This window comes from Ollibium composti (genome assembly GCF_004801285.1).
Classification (GTDB): domain Bacteria; phylum Pseudomonadota; class Alphaproteobacteria; order Rhizobiales; family Rhizobiaceae; genus Mesorhizobium; species Mesorhizobium composti.
The window spans coordinates 105,792-124,820 of record NZ_SSNY01000011.1 but is presented as its reverse complement, the minus strand read 5'-3'; the positions used below and the strand labels follow the sequence as shown (position 1 = coordinate 124,820).

At 65.0% G+C, this 19,029-nt stretch carries 18 protein-coding genes and 1 pseudogene; 12 read left to right on the top strand and 7 right to left on the bottom strand.

Features of this window, described 5'->3' with window-relative positions:
* Window positions 1-29: 29 nt before the first annotated feature.
* Together E6C48_RS17970 and E6C48_RS17965 are read right to left on the bottom strand one after the other, a co-directional pair.
* Window positions 30-431, bottom strand: a complete 402-nt coding sequence (locus E6C48_RS17970; RefSeq protein WP_230978851.1) for a pseudoazurin — start codon at window positions 429-431, stop codon at window positions 30-32.
* A gap of 266 nt (window positions 432-697) precedes the next feature.
* Window positions 698-1,546, bottom strand: coding sequence for a ferritin-like domain-containing protein (locus E6C48_RS17965; protein ID WP_168734573.1), 849 nt, complete (start codon window positions 1,544-1,546; stop codon window positions 698-700).
* A gap of 143 nt (window positions 1,547-1,689) precedes the next feature.
* On the opposite strand from E6C48_RS17965, the gene E6C48_RS17960 reads away from it, so the two are divergent.
* The 7 genes from E6C48_RS17960 to E6C48_RS17930 are packed head-to-tail and all read left to right on the top strand — an operon-like array spanning window position 1,690 to window position 10,678.
* Window positions 1,690-4,044, top strand: a complete 2,355-nt coding sequence (locus E6C48_RS17960) for a NosR/NirI family protein (RefSeq protein ID WP_136359551.1) — start codon at window positions 1,690-1,692, stop codon at window positions 4,042-4,044.
* Between the two features lie 24 nt (window positions 4,045-4,068).
* A complete protein-coding gene (gene nosZ / locus E6C48_RS17955) occupies window positions 4,069-5,988 on the top strand; it encodes a TAT-dependent nitrous-oxide reductase (protein ID WP_136359550.1) in 1,920 nt (639 codons plus the stop codon).
* Window positions 5,989-6,018: 30 nt separating this feature from the next.
* A complete protein-coding gene (locus tag E6C48_RS17950; RefSeq protein ID WP_136359616.1) occupies window positions 6,019-7,377 on the top strand; it encodes a nitrous oxide reductase family maturation protein NosD in 1,359 nt (452 codons plus the stop codon).
* Entirely contained in the window at window positions 7,374-8,291 is a 918-nt protein-coding gene (locus tag E6C48_RS17945; protein ID WP_136359549.1) for an ABC transporter ATP-binding protein, read from the top strand. The genes E6C48_RS17950 and E6C48_RS17945 overlap by 4 nt, the downstream gene beginning before the upstream one ends.
* Complete coding sequence (locus tag E6C48_RS17940) at window positions 8,288-9,118, top strand: ABC transporter permease subunit (protein ID WP_136359548.1); 831 nt, start codon at window positions 8,288-8,290, stop codon at window positions 9,116-9,118. Before E6C48_RS17945 ends, E6C48_RS17940 begins: the two co-directional genes overlap by 4 nt.
* A gap of 8 nt (window positions 9,119-9,126) precedes the next feature.
* Entirely contained in the window at window positions 9,127-9,663 is a 537-nt protein-coding gene (locus tag E6C48_RS17935; RefSeq protein WP_407941018.1) for a nitrous oxide reductase accessory protein NosL, read from the top strand.
* Window position 9,664: 1 nt separating this feature from the next.
* Window positions 9,665-10,678, top strand: coding sequence for an FAD:protein FMN transferase (locus E6C48_RS17930; protein WP_136359546.1), 1,014 nt, complete (start codon window positions 9,665-9,667; stop codon window positions 10,676-10,678).
* A gap of 18 nt (window positions 10,679-10,696) precedes the next feature.
* Here E6C48_RS17930 and mog read toward each other — a convergent pair.
* The 4 genes and pseudogenes from mog to ubiT all read right to left on the bottom strand — a co-directional run.
* Window positions 10,697-11,271, bottom strand: a pseudogene (gene mog / locus E6C48_RS17925) (molybdopterin adenylyltransferase); the annotation flags it as partial.
* On the bottom strand, window positions 11,222-12,121 hold the full coding sequence (gene ubiV, locus E6C48_RS17920) for a ubiquinone anaerobic biosynthesis protein UbiV (protein WP_136359544.1): 900 nt from the start codon (window positions 12,119-12,121) through the stop codon (window positions 11,222-11,224). The gene ubiV and the pseudogene mog, both read right to left, overlap by 50 nt.
* Before the next feature lie 3 nt (window positions 12,122-12,124).
* A complete protein-coding gene (gene ubiU / locus E6C48_RS17915) occupies window positions 12,125-13,120 on the bottom strand; it encodes a ubiquinone anaerobic biosynthesis protein UbiU (RefSeq protein WP_136359543.1) in 996 nt (331 codons plus the stop codon).
* On the bottom strand, window positions 13,117-13,665 hold the full coding sequence (gene ubiT, locus E6C48_RS17910) for a ubiquinone anaerobic biosynthesis accessory factor UbiT (protein WP_136359542.1): 549 nt from the start codon (window positions 13,663-13,665) through the stop codon (window positions 13,117-13,119). The genes ubiU and ubiT overlap by 4 nt, the downstream gene beginning before the upstream one ends.
* A 203-nt stretch (window positions 13,666-13,868) precedes the next feature.
* Between ubiT and E6C48_RS17905 the strand changes: the two genes are divergently transcribed.
* The 4 genes from E6C48_RS17905 to E6C48_RS17890 all read left to right on the top strand — a co-directional run bounded on the left by E6C48_RS17905 (window position 13,869) and on the right by E6C48_RS17890 (window position 17,261).
* Complete coding sequence (locus E6C48_RS17905) at window positions 13,869-14,141, top strand: hypothetical protein (protein WP_136359541.1); 273 nt, start codon at window positions 13,869-13,871, stop codon at window positions 14,139-14,141.
* Window positions 14,142-14,284: 143 nt separating this feature from the next.
* The gene (locus E6C48_RS17900) at window positions 14,285-15,805 is read left to right on the top strand and encodes a UbiD family decarboxylase (protein WP_136359540.1); all 1,521 of its coding nucleotides are present in this window, start codon (window positions 14,285-14,287) and stop codon (window positions 15,803-15,805) included.
* Window positions 15,790-16,362 (top strand): UbiX family flavin prenyltransferase, encoded by a 573-nt coding sequence (locus tag E6C48_RS17895; RefSeq protein ID WP_136359539.1) that lies wholly within the window; start codon window positions 15,790-15,792, stop codon window positions 16,360-16,362. Before E6C48_RS17900 ends, E6C48_RS17895 begins: the two co-directional genes overlap by 16 nt.
* A 650-nt stretch (window positions 16,363-17,012) precedes the next feature.
* Window positions 17,013-17,261: a DUF2249 domain-containing protein gene (locus E6C48_RS17890; protein ID WP_136359538.1), complete on the top strand. Its 249-nt coding sequence runs from the start codon at window positions 17,013-17,015 to the stop codon at window positions 17,259-17,261.
* A gap of 36 nt (window positions 17,262-17,297) precedes the next feature.
* Here E6C48_RS17890 and E6C48_RS17885 read toward each other — a convergent pair whose 3' ends face one another.
* Entirely contained in the window at window positions 17,298-17,675 is a 378-nt protein-coding gene (locus E6C48_RS17885) for a hypothetical protein (protein ID WP_136359537.1), read from the bottom strand.
* 241 nt (window positions 17,676-17,916) lie between these two features.
* Between E6C48_RS17885 and E6C48_RS17880 the strand changes: the two genes are divergently transcribed.
* A complete protein-coding gene (locus E6C48_RS17880; RefSeq protein WP_136359536.1) occupies window positions 17,917-19,026 on the top strand; it encodes an NnrS family protein in 1,110 nt (369 codons plus the stop codon).
* Window positions 19,027-19,029: the final 3 nt, after the last annotated feature.

Sequence of the window (19,029 nt, the reverse complement as noted above, 5' to 3'; positions counted from 1 at the left end):
AGCAGCCTTCTGTCAGAACGATCGACAGATCAATGGCCGCCTGCAGCCTTTTCGAGAAGCTCGGCCATGACTTTTTTCGCCTTGCCGGGCTGCTTGGCTGTCTTTGCCTGCTCCAGGTTCACCGGTTTGCCGACGACAATCAGCGCCACCATGCCCATACCATAGTGCGGTACGCATTTGACGCCGTAGACGCCTTCCTTGTCGACCGTGACGGTAATCGGCTTGCTGATCTCGCCCTTGAAGGACTGTGCGCCCTCCGGGACCATCCCGTCGATGCTGGCGGCATCGTGGCCTTTGTCGGTCGGGACAAACGTCACGGTATCGCCGGGAGCGGCTTCGATATAGTTCGGCTCGAAAACCATGACGCCGTGTTCGCCCTTGTTGAGAAGTTGGACCTGATGGTCCGCCGCATTCGCGACGCCGGTTGCCATCATGGCAGCCACAGCCGTTGCGATGAAGGTTATATGTCTCATTGTCATGCCTTTCTGCGTTGCAACAATTGTTTGTTGCGCTGCTTCTATAGCGGACATCCATGGTCAACTTTGCTTAAGCGCAAACACGGGCGACGTGGCACGCCTGCGGGAAGGTGGAGCGAAGGCGCTTCATGCGCGCAATAGGCGCCGGGTAGCCCAGGACGCTGGCGCCGCGCGTTCCGGGGTTTAATTGTGGAATAGTTGACGGAATAGAGGCTTCCGGCTCATTCGCTCTCGAGATCTCTCACAATGGCGAGACGCTTTACCGCGATGGTCGCGAGAGCCTGCGCCCGATCCCGGGCCGCCTGCGAAAGCAGGTGTTCACCGGCATCGATATAATAATCCGCCAGCCATTCGCAGAGCGCATCCAGCGAGCGTGGCGGCGTGGGGGCAACCGGGGCGGGATCTTGGAGCGGGTCCGATGCGAGATCGAGTGAAATCATACGCGCCTCAAGAGCGAGGTCGCGGTACCTGTTCTTGTTCGCATTCATGTCGGCATATTCCTCAAGACGGGTGCAGACCTCCATTTCGAGGCTGGCCAAGTCGCAGGTTTCCCGGATGACCCGCCCTGGGCGGTGTTGCTTGAAAAAGGCCTTCCGTCGCTCGCGTCGCAGCGTCTTCGCATGCTCGAGCTCCTCGCGCGCCATTCGCTCGGCGGCCTGCCGTATTTCCGGCGATGGTCCATGCGCTGCGACATAGGACCAGAAGGCAAAGGCGCGTTCCTCGTTGCGTACCGCAACGGCCCACGAACGATAGGCGTCTATTAGTTCGGGCGCTACGAGTTCTAGGCTCTCGTCGTCAAACACACCTTCGGTGTCCGCCCCGTGAGCCGGAGGGCGTGGGGCATGATGCAAAACCTGCTCGGACCAATCCGAGACCATCTCGATATGACCCGTCTCTTCGCGCACGAGACGATCGAATACTTCGGAAAGTTCCTGGCGGCCGGCAGCTCGCATGCGCTCTCCCAAGGCGGCATATCGTTCTGCAGATTCCTTTTCCATTGCCATGGCGACCGCCAGAAGTTCGTCCATCGAGCGGATCGATGCCGTCGGCTCAGATGTCAGGCGGGTCATCACGTGGTCCTCTTCGTTGACGCACAACATACCGACGCTTTCCGAGACCACGTTTGCGTTGGATCAAAGAATCGTCCGCCAAAACCATCGACATGTGCGCCCTGAGACCGGTCACGCCAGGAGCGGCCGGCGGAAGGGAATGCATGCCGTTACACACGTTCACGACCGGGACGAAGGCCGCCGCGTCGCGCCATGCCGGCGGCGCATCGCTGCGTGTGGTGGTGTTCGTCCTCGTCGCGGTGTCGTCGCTTTTTCTTTCGGCGCCGCAGGGACTGGCCGACGAGAGCCTGCAACACTTTCTCTCCGCCACGCAGCCGAATGAACTGATCCAGGGCGCCGACGCATACGGCACGGCCGAGGGCAGCCCGCCGCTGGTGCCCGTCCTGTCGAACGGCAAGGCGGTCGGCTACGCCTATCTCAACACGGATTTCACCAGCGCCGTCGGTTATTCCGGCAAGCCGATCCGCATCCTTGTGGGCATCGACCCGAAAGGCGTCGTCCGCGGCATCAAGCTGGTCGAGCACAAGGAGCCGATCGTGCTGATCGGCATCCCGCAGGAAAAGGTCGTCGCCGCGCTGAATTCGCTGATCGGCAAGGATCTCGGCCGGGTAGCCGCCGGCCAGGAACAGCTTCCGCAGGTAGACATCGTCAGCGGCGCCACCGTCACCGTGCTGGTGATGAGCGACAGCGTCGTGCGCTCGGCGGTAAAACTGATCCGCAGCGGCCGCCTGGGCCAGACGGGCGCCTTCGCCGCCGGTGCCTCCACGGCGCCGGCCATGGTCGTGGACCCGACTGTATCGGGAGCGAGCGACTGGAGCACGCTGGTCGGCGACGGCTCCGTGCGCAGCCTCAGGCTGACCGTCGGCGAGGTGACCAAGGCTTTCGCTGACGCCGGACAGCAGCAGGCGGCCGAGCGGCCGGAAACCGGCAACCCCGAAGATCGCTTCATCGACCTCTATGTCGCGCCGGTCAGCGTGCCCGCCATCGGCCGCAGCCTGCTGGGCGACGTCGTCTACGACCGGTTGCAGAAGAAGCTGAAGCCGGGCCAGCAGGCCGTCGTCGTGGCCGGCGAAGGCGCCTATTCCTTCAAGGGCTCGGGTTATGTGCGCGGCGGTATCTTCGACCGAATCGAGCTGATGCAGGACGGCCAGGGCGTGCGCTTCCGTGACCGCAACCACACGCGGCTCGGCGATCTTGCCGCCGAGGGCGCGCCGCACCTACGCGAGATTGCCCTGTTCACGGTGCCGGACGAGTTTGCGCTCAATCTTTCCGAGCCGTGGGAACTGCAATTGCTCGTCCAGCGCAGCTTCGGCGCGCGCGACAAGGCCACCTTGCCTTTCGACCTCAGTTACACGCTTCCTACCCGCTACCTGAAGGCGGCGCCGGTGAAGACGGTGCAGCCCACACCCCGGGCGGCCACGTCGGAGCAACAGGTGGGCAGGCCCACGGCGAGCGAGCCGGTCACACAGGGCTTCGCCGAGGAAGAGCCCCTGTGGGTGACGATCTGGAAGCTGAACGCCGTCAAGATCGGCATCACCGTCGCCGCCCTTATTGTGCTCACCGCCATCTTCTTCTTCCAGAACTGGCTGGTAAGCCGGCCCCGCCTGTTCGCCTGGGTCAGGCGCGGCTACCTTTTGTTCACGCTGGTCTGGCTCGGCTGGTACGCCAACGCCCAGCTTTCCGTCGTCAACGTGCTGACCTTCGTCAATTCGCTCGTCACCGGCTTCAGCTGGGAGTTCTTCCTCGCGGCACCGCTGATCTTCATCCTGTGGGCGGCGGTGGCGGCGGGCCTGCTGTTCTGGGGCCGGGGGCCTTTCTGCGGCTGGCTGTGCCCGTTCGGCGCCTTGCAGGAACTCACCAACAATCTCGCCCAATGGCTGAAGGTGCCGCAGGTCAAGCTGCCCTTCGGCCTGCACGAGCGGCTGTGGCCGATCAAGTACATGATCTTCCTCGGCCTGTTCGGCCTGTCGCTGTATTCCGTCGCGCTGGCCGAGACCTACGCCGAGGTCGAGCCGTTCAAGACGGCGATCATCCTGAAGTTCGCGCGCGGCTGGCCCTTCGTCGTCTTCGCGCTGGCGCTGCTGGCGGCGGGGCTGTTCATCGAGCGCTTCTACTGCCGGTATCTGTGCCCGCTGGGCGCGGCGCTCGCCATTCCCGGCCGCATCCGCATGTTCGAGTGGCTCAAGCGCTATCCCGAATGCGGCTCGCCCTGCCAGCGCTGCGCCAAGGAATGCCCGGTGCAGGCGATCCATCCCGAAGGCGAGATTAACGTCAACGAGTGCATCTACTGCATGCACTGCCAGGAACTCTACCACGACGACCACCGCTGCCCGCACATGATCCAGGTGCGGCTGAAGCGCGAGAAGTTCGAGGCGCTGTCCTCGCCCACCACGCGAGGCCCGACAAAGCCGGGCAAGGGTCCGCCCAAGCCGCCGGTCATCACCCACAAGGGCGAGCCGGTCGCGGCCTCCGGACAAGAAACCACCTCAACCGGCTGACAGGCCACAACAAGGAGACCGACCATGTCGCAGGACGAACAGGAACGGAAAGCAATCTTAAGCCGGCGCCAATTGCTGGGCACGACCGCCGCGATGGCGGCGGCGGGGGCGGCCGGCGTCGGCGGCGGGCTGGCGCTGGGCGGGGGCGTGGTTTCGCCCGCCGCCGCGGCCGACGCGCTGGAAGCCGAGGTGAAGCCCGGCGAACTGGACGAATATTATGTCTTCTTCTCCAGCGGCCAGACCGGCGAGGTCCGTATCATAGGCGCGCCGTCGATGCGCGAGATGATGCGCATCCCGGTCTTCAACCGCTGCAGCGCCACCGGCTGGGGGCTGACCAACGAGAGCCGCAAGGTGCTGACCGAAGGCCTGCTGCCGGAGACCGTCGAGTTCCTGAAGGACAAGGGCGGCGTCTATCTCAACGGCGACCTGCACCATCCGCATCCGTCCCAGACGGACGGGACCTATGACGGCCGCTACCTCTACGTCAACGACAAGGCCAATACGCGCGTCGCGCGCATCCGGCTCGACGTGATGAAGTGCGACAAGATCATCCAGTTGCCGAACCAGCACACGGTGCACGGGCTGCGCGTGCAGAAGTATCCGAAGACCGGCTACGTGTTCGCCAACGGCGAGGACCGCGTGCCGATCCCGAATGACGGCAAAATCCTCGACGACCCGAAGCAATACCATGCGATCTTCACCGCCGTTGATGGCGAGACGATGAAAGTCGCCTGGCAGGTGATGGTCGATGGCAACCTCGACAACGTCGACGCCGACTACCAGGGCAAGTATGCCTTCGCCACCTGCTACAATTCCGAGGAGGGCGTGAACCTCGAGCAGATGATGGCCAAGGAGCAGGACTGGATCGTCATCTTCAACCTCCAGCGCATCGAGGACGCGGTGAAGAAGGGCGACTTCAAGGAGATGGGCGGCGTGCCGGTCATCGACGGGCGCCACGGCTCGCCCTATACCCGCTACGTGCCGGTGCCGAACAGCCCGCACGGCATCAACACCGCGCCGGACGGCATCCATGTGGTGGCCAACGGCAAGCTTTCGCCGACGGTGACGGTGTTCGACGTGCGCAAGTTCGACGACCTGTTCGACGACAAGATCAAGCCGCGCGACACTGTCGTCGCCGAGCCGGAGCTGGGCCTCGGGCCGCTCCACACCGCCTATGACGGGCGCGGCAACGCCTACACCACGCTGTTCATCGACAGCCAGATCTGCAAGTGGAACATCGAGGACGCCAAGCGTTCCTACGCCGGCGAGAAGGTCGATCCGATCCGCCAGAAGCTCGACGTCCACTACCAGCCCGGCCACAACCATTCCTCCATGGGCCAGACCAAGGAGGCGGACGGCAAATGGCTGATCTCGCTCAACAAGTTCTCCAAGGACCGCTACCTGAACGTCGGTCCGCTGAAACCGGAGAACGACCAGTTGATCGACATCTCCGGCGACCAGATGGTGCTGGTGCATGACGGCCCGAGCTTCGCCGAGCCGCACGACGCGACCCTCGTCCACCGCTCGAAGATCAACCCGGTCTCGATCTGGGACCGCGACGATCCCTTCTTCGCGGACGCGGTCAAGCAGGCGAAGGCCGACGGCATCGACCTGATGATCGACAGCGAAGTGATCCGCGACGGCAACAAGGTGCGCGTCTACATGACCTCGTCGGCGCCGGCCTTCGGCCTCGAGAGCTTCAGCGTCAAGCAGGGCGACGAGGTCACCGTCTACGTCACCAACATCGACGAAGTGGAGGACCTGACCCACGGCTTCGCCATCATCAACTACGGCGTCAACATGGAGGTGGCGCCGCACGCCACGGCGTCCGTGACGTTCACGGCCAGCAAGCCCGGCGTCTACTGGTACTACTGCTCGTGGTTCTGCCACGCCATGCACATGGAGATGCAGGGCCGCATGTTCGTGGAACCGCAGGCGGCGTAGGGCGTGGGCCGGTTGCTCCATCTCGCAGCAATGGGAACGGCGGTTCTTGCCACCGCCGTTTCCGGCTGCCCGGCCGTTGCGGCGGAGATCGCCGTGCCGGCCGGTGCAGCTCCTCTCCAGGTTGCGGTGGATGCCGCCGCTCCCGGCGACGTGCTGCGGCTCGCGCCGGGGGCGCATCGCGGCCCCGTCGTCGTCTCCAAGGCCCTGACGCTGGAAGGCGAGCCGGGCGCGGTGCTGAAGGGCGGCGGGCAGGGCAGCGTCGTCACCCTCGAAGCGTCGGACACCGTCGTGCGCGGCCTTACCATCGAGGGTTCGGGCATGGACCTCGACGCGCTGGATTCCGGCGTGTTCGCCAGCGAGACGGCGACAGGCGCGGTGGTCGAGGACAACACGGTCCTCGGCAACCTCTTCGGCATCTACCTGCACGGCTCGCGCGACGCGGTGGCGCGCGGCAACCACATCGAGGGCCTGCGCGAAGGGCGCACCAGCCGTTCCGGCAGCGGCGTTTCGGTGTGGAACGCGCCCGGTGCGAAGGTGCTGGACAACCAGATCAGCTTCGGCCGCGACGGCATCTTCGCCAATGCCAGCAAGCAGAACGAGTTCCGCGGCAACACCTTCAGCAACCTGCGCTTCGCGGTCCACTACATGTACACCAATGACAGCGTGATCGCCGACAACGTCTCGACCGGCAACATCGTCGGCTATGCGATCATGTATTCCAACGGGCTGAAGGTCACCGGCAACGTCTCCGACGGCGACCGCGACAACGGCCTCCTGTTCAATTACGCCAACGGCTCCGAGATTTTTGGCAACATTGTGCGTGGCGGCCCGCAGCCGGCCGGCCGCTGGACCAGCAACGGCGAGCGCTTTTCCGCCGATGCCGACATGCCGGCGACCGGCAAGGTGATGCCGGCAGCGCCGCGCACGGGCATGCGCATCGGCCCGGAGAAATGCGTTTTCATCTACAACGCCAACAGGAACCGCTTCAGCGGCAACACCTTCGAGGGCTGCGAGATCGGCGTGCACTTCACCGCCGGCTCCGAGGGCAACGCCATGAGCGGCAACGCCTTCATCCACAACCGCAACCAGGTCAAATATGTCGGCACGCGCGCGCTCGACTGGTCGACCGGCGGGCGCGGCAACTACTGGAGCGACAATCCCGCCTTCGACCTCGACGGCGACGACATCGCCGACAATCCGTATCGGCCCAACGACGTCATCGACAAGGTGCTGTGGGAGGCGCCAGCGGCCAAGGTGCTGGTCAACAGCCCGGCCGTGCAGGTGATCCGCTGGGCGCAGGCGCGCTTCCCGGCGGTGTTTCCCGGCGGCGTGGTGGACAGCCATCCGCTGATGAAGCCGGACGGCAAGAACCAAGCGGGGCGGCCATGAACCTCAACGTCGAACTGAATTCGGTCGCCCGCCGCTACGGCCGGGTCAAGGCGGTGGACGGCGTTTCCTTCTCGGCGGCGCCCGGCGAGGTGATCGCGCTCGTCGGCCACAACGGCGCCGGCAAGACCACGCTGATCAAGCTGATGCTCGGCCTTGCGCGACCGACCGCCGGCTCGGTCGCCGTGCTGGGGCAGGATCCCGCGGCGGGCGACGCCACCGTGCGCCGGCGGCTCGGCTACCTGCCGGAGACGGTCTCCTTCAACCCGGCGCTGACCGGCCGCGAGACGCTGCGGTTCTATGTCCGGCTCAAGGGTGGCCGGCGCGACGAGGAGGACGCGCTGCTGGAACGGATCGGCCTCGCGCACGCCGCCGACCGACGCATCGGCACCTATTCGAAGGGCATGCGCCAGCGGCTGGGCCTGGCGCAGGCGATGATCGGCACGCCGGCCGTGCTTTTGCTAGACGAGCCGACCACCGGGCTCGATCCGGAACTGCGCCAGCAATTCTACGCCATCGTGCGAGAGATGCAGGCGGTGGGGGCGACGGTTTTGCTCTCCTCCCATGCGCTCAACGAGCTGGAGGGCAACGCCTCGCGCGTCGTCATCCTCAACGACGGGCGCAAGATCGCCGACGGAACGCTCGACGAACTGCGCCATATCGCGCGGCTGCCGACCAGAATCCGGTTGAAGACGGTTGAAGGCGGCGCCAAGCGCCTGCGCGAATGGATGGGCGAGCCAGCGGGGCTCAGACAGATCAACGGCCATATCGTCGAACTCGACGCGACCCCGGAGGACAAGGCCGCCTTCCTGCGCAGGACGGCTGGCGAGGGCGCTCCCTTTGAGGACCTCGAAATGGTGCCACCCGGGCTCGACGAACTTTATGCTCATTTCCTCTCTGAGAGGGCTTCCAGATGAAGACGATCCTTCTGCTTTCGGTCAAGGAAGTGCGTGAGGGCCTGCGCAACCGCTGGGTCGTCGCCGCGACCGGCCTTTTGGCCGCGCTGGCGCTGACGCTCACCTTCCTCGGCAGCGCGCCCACGGGCACGGTGGGCGCCGGCGCGCTCGATGTGGTGGTCATCAGCCTTGCCAGCCTCACCATCTTCATCGTGCCGCTGATCGCGCTGCTCATCTCCCACGACGCCATCGTCGGCGAGATCGAGCGCGGAACCATGACGCTGCTGCTCTCCTATCCGGTGCGGCGGCGGCAAGTGCTGTTTGGCAAATTTATGGGCCATCTTGCCATACTGGCCTTCGCCACCTGCGTCGGCTACGGGCTGGCGGCGATCGCGCTGCTGGTCACCGGCAAGGCGGTAGGCGCCGGAAGCTGGGCGGCCTTCATGGCGATGACGGCCTCCTCGGTGCTGCTCGGCGCCGTGTTCGTGGCGATCGGCTATCTGGTCAGCGCGCTGGTCGCCGACCGCGCCACGGCCGGCGGCGTCGCCATCGGTATCTGGCTCGTTTTCGTCGTCCTCTACGACATGGCGCTGTTGGGGCTGCTGGTCGCCGATCAGGGCCGCGCCGTCAGCGGCGGCACGCTCGACGCGTTGCTTCTGTTCAACCCGACGGACGCCTATCGGCTGTTCAACCTTGCCGGCTCCGGCAATATAGCCGCCGCTTCCGGCATGGCGGGGACCGTGCAGACCGCGGTGCTGGCGCCAGCCGCGCTGCTTGCGGCGCTCGCGGCATGGGTCGTCGCGCCGATGGCGTTGGCCGCGCTCGTCTTTTCGAGGAGGGAGCTGTGAGGCCGCGCCTGACCGTTACGCTTCTCTCCGGCCTGCTCCTGCTTCTCCCGGCCCTGGGCGCCTGCCAGCGCGAGGCGGAAGTCCCGCCCGTGCCCTTCGCCATGACCGAGGAGGCGATGGGGCGCTACTGCGGCATGAACATCCTCGAGCATGCCGGGCCGAAGGGCCAGATCATCCTCGCCAAATACGACGAGCCGATCTGGTTCTCTTCGGCGCGCGACGCCATCGCCTTCACCATGCTGCCGGAGGAACCGAAGGACATCCGTGCGATCTACGTCTCCGACATGGCCAGGGCGCCGAGCTGGGACAAGCCCGGTGCCGAAAACTGGGTCGACGCAAGGCAGGCTTTCTTCGTCATCGGCAGCGACGCCAGGGGCGGCATGGGCGCGGCCGAGGCCGTGCCGTTCTCCACCGAGGCGGCGGCTGCGGCCTTTGTCGAGGACCATGGCGGAAGGACGGTGCGCTTCGATGCCGTTCCGCGCGACTACATCCTTGAACAACAGGCCGGAAGCGGTGCGCATGCGCCCTCCGGGGAGGTCGATTGACATGATGAACGCCAGGATGACCCGCCGCCGCATGATCGGCATCAGCGCCGCTGCCGCCGGCATGGTGCTGCTGCCGCCACGCGGCGGGGCGGCTGCAGAAGCGGTGACCTGGCAGGGTGAGGCGATGGGCGCGCAGGCCTCGCTCATCATCCATCACCCCGACCGCGACAAGGCGGAACGGCTGGTGGAAGCGACGGTGGCCGAGGTGCGCCGGCTGGAACGCATCTTCAGCCTCTACCGCGAGGATTCCGATCTCACGCTACTCAACGGGCAGGGTTTTCTCGTCATGCCGTCGCCGGAAATGGTGGACATCCTGCGACAGAGCCGAGCGGCATGGGAACTCACCGGCGGCGCCTTCGATCCCACGGTGCAGCCGCTGTGGGACCTGTATCGCCGCCATTTCTCCACGCCGGGTGCCTCCGAGGCCGGACCTCCATCCGAAGCGGTCGCCGAACGCGTAACCCGCGTCGGCCTCGACCGGATCGCCTGCTCGCCCGACCGGATAGACCTTTCTGTGCCCGGATCGGCGCTGACACTCAACGGCATTGCGCAGGGCTACGTCACCGATCGTGTTGTGGACCTTCTGAAAGCCGGCGGTATCGAACGCTCCATGGTCGACATGGGAGAAAGCCGCGCCATCGGCTCGGCACCGGGAAACCGGCCGTGGCGCATCGGAATTTCCGACCCGCTCGACAAGGCCAGTATCCTGACGGTGCTCGACGTAGAGGATCGCGCGGTCGCCACGTCGAGCCCGTTCGGGTTTTGCTTCGACCGAGAGGGAAACTTCAGCCACATCATCGATCCGCGTAGCGGCGCGACGCCGCAGCGCCATGCCAGCGTCACCGTGGTGGCGGGGCAGGCAGCGCTGGCGGATGCGCTGTCGACGGCCTTCAACCTGATGGACGCGGATGCGATCGCAGCCAGCGTCCGCATGCAGGCCGGCGTCGAGGCGCATGTCCTGTCCTTACGGGGCGAATGGACGAAGTTCACGGCCTGGGACGGTCGACGTCTCTAGGAGGAGGCCATCTGGAAGGCCCGGCCGGTGACGCCGAACTCTGGCGATAGCTCGATCCGTCCTGCACCGATCAGTTCGAGGCAATAGGGCACGGCAGGGAAGACGGCGGCCAGGCAGATCGCGATGGCGGACGGCTTTCCGGGCAGGTTGACGATCAGCGAGCGGCCCCTGATGCCGGCAGTCTGGCGCGAGAGGATGGCCGTGGGTACCTGCATGAGGCTTGCCCGGCGCATCAGTTCCCCGAAGCCTGGCAGTCCCTTGCTGAAGACCTGCTCCATCGCTTCGGGCGTCAGGTCTCGCGGCGCGGGGCCGGTTCCTCCGGTCGTCAGCACAAGGTCGGCGCCATCGCGGTCGCAAAGCTCGATTAAGGCATCCCGTACGCTTTCGAGTCCGTCCGGCACGATGCGGCGGAAATAGTCACATGAGTTGGTCACCACGGCGCGCAGCCAGCTTTCGACGGCGGGTCCGCCGAGATCTTCGTACTCGCCGCGGCTGGCGCGGTCCGAAACGGTGAGGATGGCGATCCGCGTCACCTTCTCCACCTCAGACCGCCACCGGCGGCCGCGATCCGGCCTCGCCCCGGGCGTAGCCATCGACCATCGGACCCGGCAGGTCGAGACAGGACAGGAGGAAGCGCGCCTCGGTCGGCTCAACCCGCCGTTCGACAAGCTCCCGGTAGGTTCGGGCCACTTCAACCATGTCACAGCCGTGCGGCGACAGCCGCAGCCGCCGGACGCCACGAGCGGCGAATTCCGCCGGATCGAGAACGACTGCATGCACCTGCGCCGAAAGCGTCTGTACGCCGTTGATGGCCAAGAATTTCTGCCCGTCGATCGTATCGACGGCGAGTCCATCGGGATCCAGTTCACAGGTGAACTGGCACGAATCCTTGTGAAGGCCGTGCAGGCGCGCATGATAGCAGCGTCCGGACAGAGCCAGCGGCAGCCGGCCAAAAGTGAAGAGTTCGAACTCGGCTTCGGCACATCCCGCCGCGATCGCTCCGATCGTCGCCAACGAAAGTTCGACCGGTGGACAGATGGTGCGCGCGCCGTGCCGCACCAGAAAACTGGCGGTAGCCGCGTTGTAGACGTTCACGAACGGTCCCGTCACGAACGGCCTGCCGGAGCGGGCAGGCAAGGCAGTGATGTCGTTGATCTCCACCAGCCGGCCATCGGCACACAACTCTTCGACAGCGCGGCGTTCCCGCACCGTCGCGGGCGCCGCCAGCGTCGAGAGCACGACCTCCTTGCCGCCGCGCTCGAGCCGTTCGATGATGTCCGGCCAGGCCGGGTCGGAGAAGGGCATGCGCTTGCCGCAGACGACCTCGCCGACGTGGACGCGGTCCACCGGCGCTTCGTCGGCGACGCGGTTGTAGAAGGTCGACAGCCGGTCTGCCGGCCAGTGGAAGAACAGCGGCCCCAAAGTGAGCTTGAGCGATGGCACGGCCTACCTCCACGTCTTGCGGTAGGCGCCGGTGGTCTGCCGGCCGCCTTCGGACAGGCTGGCCACGATGCCGTCGATCTCGACCGGGTCGCCGCCGTTCTCGGCGGCGTCGACCGCCCGCCGGAAGGCGCGCACCACCTCTGTGACGTAGCCCTTGCCGCGTTGGCGGCCCTCGATCTTGAGGGCGGTGACGCCGGCGTCCTTAAGCGCCACGATCATCGAGCCGGCGTTGAGGCTAACCGGATCCTCGAACAGGTAGCCGGTCTTGTCTCCAGCCGTGAACCTGCCTTTGCAGAGCGTCGGGTAGCCTGCAGGCTCGCCGGCGGCGAAACGGTCGATTGTAAAGCCGGCCAGCCGCGCGGTGGTGCCTTCAGCGTCCTCGACGTAGCTGACCGCCTCTGGCGGCGAACAGACGCCGTTGAGATTGGGCGACTTGCCCGTGGCGTAGGACGACAGGTGGCAACGGCCTTCCATCATCACGCACAGGCCGCCGAAGACGAAAGCTTCCGTTTCCACGTCGATCGCCCTGTTGAGCGCGGCGATCTCCTGAACCGAAAGCACGCGCGGCAGCACGACGCGGCGCACGCCGAAGCTCTTCGCGTAGAAGCCGATCGCTTCCGGCGTTGCCGCGGCGGCCTGCACGGAGAGGTGAAGGCGCGTGCCGGGGTGACTGCTCGCCATGTGGTCGAGCACGGCGATGTCGGCGGCGATGACGGCGTCCGCGCCGCAGGCCGCCGCCGTGTCCGCCGCCTTGCGCCAGAGGTCCGTGCTTTCTGCGCGCGCGAAGGTGTTGATCGCGACCAGCACCTTGCTGCCGTTGCCATGCGCGAAGCGGATGCCTTCGGCCATCTCCTGAGGCGAAAAGTTGAGGCCGGGAAAGTTGCGGGCGTTGGTCTCGTCGCGGAAGCCGCAATAGACGGCGTCGGCGCCCGCCAGCACCGCGGCCCTGAGCGTAGCCGGTGTTCCCGCCGGGCAGACCAGTTCTATGCGACCGCTCATGCCTGCCTCGCCCTGGCGACAGGCGCGTCCGCAGCGAGGTGCCGCGCGGCGCTGAGGCCGCCCAGGATGCCGGCGTCGGCGACGCGCGCGAGCGCGCCACGCAGCCCGAGCAGGTCGGAGGGGCGAAGCTCCGCGTCCTCGATGGCATTGCGCAGCGCCACCACGGCTTCGGTCTTGCCGTTGACCGAGATGGCACGGTGGAAGAACAGGGCGTCGCCGTCCAGCGTGCCGTCGAGGACGCCCAGCAGCGTCAGCAGCGGACCGCGGATCACCACGTCGCAAGGGGCTGATCCGCTCTTGCCGGTGACGCGGACGACAGCTGATACACCGTCAGGCACGACATTGAAGGCAAAGGACAGGTCCGTCGGATCGATCAGGAAGCGGGCGGTACTATGTTCGCCGAGCCGATCGAACAGACTTGGGCGACGCCGGGCCAGCGATCGCAACGACAGGGTCAGCAGAGGACCGAACGGAGCGGCGGCAAATGGCGGCAGAAGGCGCCGGACCGACGCCGGCAAACAGACTTCTTCGTTTCCTGCCGCCATTCTGCCCTCCGGTCCATTGTGGACGGGTGACGATAGGTCGAGTTGCGCGGAAGAAGTTTGCGCAGGATCAAAGACGGGTGCGAAGGACCACAGTGCCGCCCGCTCTCGCGGCGAGATGGCGCGGCGACTGGACACATGGAGTCGGGACGCGGCTTTGGAGTAGATCTTGTTCGTGAAGTTCAGTCCGACGCATGGAGGTCATCATGCGCTCCGTTGAACGTTGGCCGCAGACCGAGCTGGTGTGGCGGCAGTTTGCGCGATTGGACATTGTCCTCGAGCGGCTGGAGATCGATCCTATGGTTGCTGCCCGCAAGTCCGGCGGGACAGCAATGGCGACAGCACGCAACGTCTGCCTGGCGTGCATCCATCAGCGCGAGTGCAGCCAACGGCTGCAAGGGGAGCAGCAGGTCTTCACCATCCTCGAATTCTGCCCGAACGCCGAGTTTCTCAAGGAGTGCACGCAGTCAGACGAATGACGCGCCGGGTTTGCGTGCATAACGGCGGCAGTTGCTCGAACCGTAGCCGTCTCGGCGTCCTGTTTGCGGAATGTCAACGACCGGTTCGGGAGTCCATGGCATCGGAACGGCGCCGGTGAGTTGCTGGCGCCGGATATCTTCCAATGCACGAGCGCAATCTTCCCCGGTTTCATACTCTTGGCGCCTACCTTTTTCATCTGGAAAGTATGGGGCGTCTGGAGACGATCCGGGCGCCGGTCTCGATGCGGCTGGAGATCACCGAGATACACCGCAGGGTGATCGCTACCGGCGGGCCGGCCCTACGGCTGACGCAGCCGCTGGACCAAAGCGGCCTCGTGTCAAAACTCCCGGTGGTCACCAACCTTTTCGGTACTGTCGAACGGGTCGCGTGGGGGCTCGGCACGGACGTCGAGGGACTCGCCAAGCTAGGCGAACTGCTGGCCTGGATGCGGTCGCCGCAACCGCCGCAGAACCTGAAGCAGTTCAGCACGATGCTGCCGGCCGCCCGCAGAGCGTTCCAGACGCGGCCGAAGATCGTTTCTGCGACGAAGGAGTGGAAAGAGGCTGAGCCGGACTTCTCGTTTCTGCCAGTCCAGACCTGCTGGCCTGGCGACGCCGGACCTCTGATCACTTGGCCGATTGTCGTCACCCGGCCGCCGGGCGACGACGATTTCAGCGCCTACAATCTGGGAATCTACCGCATGCAGGTGATCGGCCGCGACCGCGCCATCCTGCGCTGGCTACCCATGCGCGGCGGTGCGGCGCATCATCGAGCCTGGCAGGCGAGGGGTCTTGAGATGCCAGTTGCGGTCGTGATCGGGGCGGATCCCGCGACACTGCTTGCTTCAGTGATGCCGGCCCCGGAAGGCGTGTCGGAACTCGCGCTGTCAGGCATGATCAGCGATCGCCGCGTGCGGATGGTGCCCTGCAGGGAGATCATACTACATGTCCCGGCAAGCGCTGAGATCGTCCTGGAAGGGACAGTGTCGCCCACGGAAACGGCGCTCGAAGGCCCGTTCGGCGATCATACCGGCTATTACAACGCGCCGAAGCGCTATCCCGTCTTCAAGCTCAAACGCATGCGCGTCCGCGAAGGGGCCAGTTATCTGACGACCTTCACCGGGCGTGCGCCCGACGAACCCGCCGTGCTGGGAAGCGCCCTGTTAGAGGTGTTCAAGCCGCTGCTGCGAAAGCAGATGCCGGAGATTCTGGATGTCTGGCTCCCGCCGGAAGCTTGTTCCTACCGGATCGCGGTAATCTCCATCGCCAAGAAATATGCGGGTCAGGCCCGACGCGTCATGATGGGCTTCTGGTCGACGTTGCCTCAATTCTCCATGACCAAGATGATCGTCGTGGTCGACGACGATATAGATATCCGCTCCTGGGACGATGTGATGTGGGCGCTCGCTACACGCATGGATCCCGGCCGCGACATCATGCAGGTGGACCACATGCCCATCGACCAGCTCGACTTCGCCTCGCCGCTTGAGGGACTCGGCGGCAAGATAGGCTTTGACGCCACCCGCAAGATCGGCGCCGAGACCTCACGCGAATGGGGCGTCGAACTCGGCATGGATGCCGCCGTGGAGCGGCGCGTCGATGAGCGCTGGCGCGAATTGTTTCCGGACCGTGCGAAGCGCGAAGCCCAATGCGAAAACGCTTGATTGTCGGCGTGGCCGGCGCTTCCGGTTCAGCCCTTGCGCTCGAAACGCTCAGGCAGCTGGCTGCCGCAGATATTGAGACGCACCTGGTCATTTCTGACGGCGCCCGAGCGACGATCGAGCATGAGCTCGGCGCTGACGGCATCGTTCAGTTTACGGCTATTGCCGAGCATGTGCATCGAGCCGGCAATCTGGGAGCTCCCATCGCCAGTGGATCCTTCCGCACCGACGGCATGATCGTGGTGCCGTGTTCGATGCGCAGCCTCGCCGCCATGGCATACGGGCTCGGCGACAACCTGCTGGTGCGGGCGGCCGACGTGGTGTTGAAAGAGAAGCGACGGTTGGTGATCGCTCCGCGCGAGGCACCGTTACACGAAGGGCATCTCGAGGCCATGTTGCGGCTCGCGCGGATGGGTGCCGTCGTGGCGCCGCCTGTGCCGCCGTTCTACGCCCGTCCCCTATCTATGGACGACATCATACGCGAGATCGCGGCACGGCTCGTTAATTGGGCGGGCGTCGATCCCGGAGAGCGGATGACGCGTTGGAGCGGCGGCTCATGAGTTCTCCGGTGGCGGCATGTCGGTTTTTTTTCGGTTCGATGCCTCGCAAGGGTCCGCCTGCTCCTCGTCTTCACCCAGGCAGGATGGACACATATAGGAGTACGGCTTGATCAAGATTAGCACGGGCGCGGACTTGCCGCATCGGGCGCAGACAGCGAAAACGCGCCGTCCGGGTTGTTCAGAAGACCGTGGCATTGCAAGGATCGAGGGACTTTGTAACGCTTCAGAGTGGCTGGCGTGGTGCTCAGTAAGCCATGGCGAATCCGGTTCTCAAAAGCCCACAACAAACGGGATTAGGTCGAGCGCCTAGCCGCGCTCTCGATCAATGCTTCGTCAATGGCCAGCGCAGGCTTCCAGCGACCCGTCCGAGGCCGGATAAGGCAACGAGCAACGGACGCTCGCGACGGCGCATGTCATTCCCAGGCCGCCGTTCTCTATCGGCGCACCGTTCGGTCGAGGCCATCGCCGCCGGGTGACACGCCATCAGCCGCAGAACCTCTAACAATCCGAACGCTCCATCGTTACCCATCGCCCGAACCTCTTAGACGAAAATAGGCAGCCCGCTGCATCCGTCTTTGCAGATTCGCAAAGAAGCGATTGTTGGTTGTCACAAGACTGTCGCAACTTGGAGATCGGCAGCGAGAACGAAGATGATGGTCTATGATGTGCGCAGACTGGCTTCTGCGAACAAGGATTCCGCCATCCTGTCGATGTTCGACGGATTGCATACCGGCGAGGCGGTGCAGGTGGTCTGCGATTTCGACCCATCGCGCCTCGAGCGCAAGTTCAGGGCCTTCTTCGCCGAGGGATACGAATGGACATGCTTGCGGAGCGGGCCGCCGGACTGGCACATTGAGATAGGGAAGATATCGACCCTTCCGGAGTGCGGATGCAAATGAAGGATCCGTTTTGGTCAAGTCGATAATGGGGCCTTGCTATTCGTCATTCGACGAGTAGAGCCGGCGCATCGCCTCCGAGCCCCGCTTGGCAGCGTCGGCGATATCATCGAAGAGAAGCGCAACGTCTTTGAATACGCTGTAGTCCTGTTCCGTCGCTTTCAAATCGTCCAGATCCTGAAGAAAGAGCAGAATCGCCTCGATCTTTCGGCGCTGGCTGCAAGCATTGGAAAGATCGCTGCGCATCGTACGCCTTCGTTCCATCACCGCAAACCGATCCAGCGCCTCGTCAAGCTGGGAACGGCATTCACAGTCGAACCGTGCGTTCTTCATGGCCGCCGTCAGCCTGGTGACGACATCCCTGTCCGTGCCGGTTCTCTGCCTCGGCGCCGTCGCGTTCGACACAAGGATTTTCATGGTGAACCCGCCACTGTTTCCAGCGATCCCAATCAGTCGCTTCCAGACGGGTGATACCATCGACTGATGACCGCCAAGGATCGCACCGCCCGTTTGCCTCGAGCGATAGCCTAGCGGTCCATTCCGTCGCGAGTTTGCGTTTGCGCAAACATTTCCATTGCGCCGTGCGATTCTGTCTTCAACTTCGTTCGCTTTCTCCGCGTCCATCACGCGGGCATGCCCGCTCCAAGGGAGGCTCTGAATGCCGTCTCATCCCTACAAGCCGTTCTTCTTAATTGCGGCCCTCGACGCCACGTTGGGCATCGCAGTCTGGCTGCCGTGGGAATCGATGAGCGGCCGTATCGATACAACAGGAACGAATGCGGGCGACTGGCACAGAAACGTGCTCCTGTTCGGCACGATCCCCGCCATCCTGGCCGGCTTTCTTCTCACCGCTCTGCCGCGCTGGACCGGCCGGCCGGTCGTACCGCCGCCATTGCCCAGGGGGCTCGTCGGATTGTGGCTCGGCGTTCGCGTGGCGTCGCTGATCTCGACAGCGGCTGGGCTTGCACTTTCGGCCACTTTCATGCTGGCGGTTTCCTCCATAGCGGCGGCACAGATCATTGCCGCGCGCGATCGCCGCGACTTCAAGATCCTCGGACTGCTCTGCGTCTTTTGCGGCAGCATCATGCTGACCGCAACGGGCGGCGCTCCCGCGAGCTACCGGCTTGCCGTCGCGTCGCTCCTCGGACTCGTCATGGTGATCGGGGGCAGGGTGACACCCGCCCTGACATGCGCATTCCTCGGTGGACGAGGGGTCTCCGTCGACCCTGAGCCGTCGAGGGCGGTCGAAGGTCTCTCGGCGGCATTGGCCGGCGCGGCTTTGATAGTCTGGGTTCTGGCGCCGCAGCATCCAGCGACCGGCATTCTGGGCGCCGGGGCGGCTGTGGCGCACGCCGTCCGTCTCCTTCGGTGGCGAGGCTGGCGAAGCCGGGCCTCCGCGTCGGTGACGGCGCTGCATTTCGGTTACGGCTGGATTGTCGTCGGTTTCATCCTGCTTGGCCTGTATGTCTTGAATCCTAATCGCTTTTCGCAGGCTGCGGCGGTGCACGCCTGGACGATAGGAGCGATCGGCACGATGAGCATCGCCATCATGTCGAGCATGATCCGCAAGCACAGCCGCCGGCCATTCTCGCGAAATGGGGCGGCGGCAGCAGCCTTTGTCTCCGTCACGGTCTCTGCCGTCGCGCGCGTTCTGGCGGAAGCGTTCCCAGCCTGGGCGTCAGCTGGGACGGAATTGTCGGCAACCTTTTGGATCGCGGCCTTCGTTCTGTTCCTCTGGGCTTTCCGTGATGTGCTGTTGCGCAGGTGAACC

Coding starts and splice junctions, on each gene's coding strand:
- ubiT (WP_136359542.1), bottom strand. CDS start 13,665: ATGGCGGCAGGAAACGAAGAAGTCTGTTTGCCGGCGTCGGTCCGGCGC.
- E6C48_RS17895 (WP_136359539.1), top strand. CDS start 15,790: ATGCGAAAACGCTTGATTGTCGGCGTGGCCGGCGCTTCCGGTTCAGCC.
- E6C48_RS17885 (WP_136359537.1), bottom strand. CDS start 17,675: ATGAAAATCCTTGTGTCGAACGCGACGGCGCCGAGGCAGAGAACCGGC.
- E6C48_RS17905 (WP_136359541.1), top strand. CDS start 13,869: ATGCGCTCCGTTGAACGTTGGCCGCAGACCGAGCTGGTGTGGCGGCAG.
- E6C48_RS17945 (WP_136359549.1), top strand. CDS start 7,374: ATGAACCTCAACGTCGAACTGAATTCGGTCGCCCGCCGCTACGGCCGG.
- E6C48_RS17960 (WP_136359551.1), top strand. CDS start 1,690: ATGCCGTTACACACGTTCACGACCGGGACGAAGGCCGCCGCGTCGCGC.
- E6C48_RS17930 (WP_136359546.1), top strand. CDS start 9,665: ATGATGAACGCCAGGATGACCCGCCGCCGCATGATCGGCATCAGCGCC.
- E6C48_RS17900 (WP_136359540.1), top strand. CDS start 14,285: ATGCACGAGCGCAATCTTCCCCGGTTTCATACTCTTGGCGCCTACCTT.
- nosZ (WP_136359550.1), top strand. CDS start 4,069: ATGTCGCAGGACGAACAGGAACGGAAAGCAATCTTAAGCCGGCGCCAA.
- E6C48_RS17940 (WP_136359548.1), top strand. CDS start 8,288: ATGAAGACGATCCTTCTGCTTTCGGTCAAGGAAGTGCGTGAGGGCCTG.
- ubiU (WP_136359543.1), bottom strand. CDS start 13,120: ATGAGCGGTCGCATAGAACTGGTCTGCCCGGCGGGAACACCGGCTACG.
- E6C48_RS17880 (WP_136359536.1), top strand. CDS start 17,917: ATGCCGTCTCATCCCTACAAGCCGTTCTTCTTAATTGCGGCCCTCGAC.
- E6C48_RS17950 (WP_136359616.1), top strand. CDS start 6,019: ATGGGAACGGCGGTTCTTGCCACCGCCGTTTCCGGCTGCCCGGCCGTT.
- E6C48_RS17890 (WP_136359538.1), top strand. CDS start 17,013: ATGATGGTCTATGATGTGCGCAGACTGGCTTCTGCGAACAAGGATTCC.
- E6C48_RS17970 (WP_230978851.1), bottom strand. CDS start 431: ATGGCAACCGGCGTCGCGAATGCGGCGGACCATCAGGTCCAACTTCTC.
- E6C48_RS17965 (WP_168734573.1), bottom strand. CDS start 1,546: ATGACCCGCCTGACATCTGAGCCGACGGCATCGATCCGCTCGATGGAC.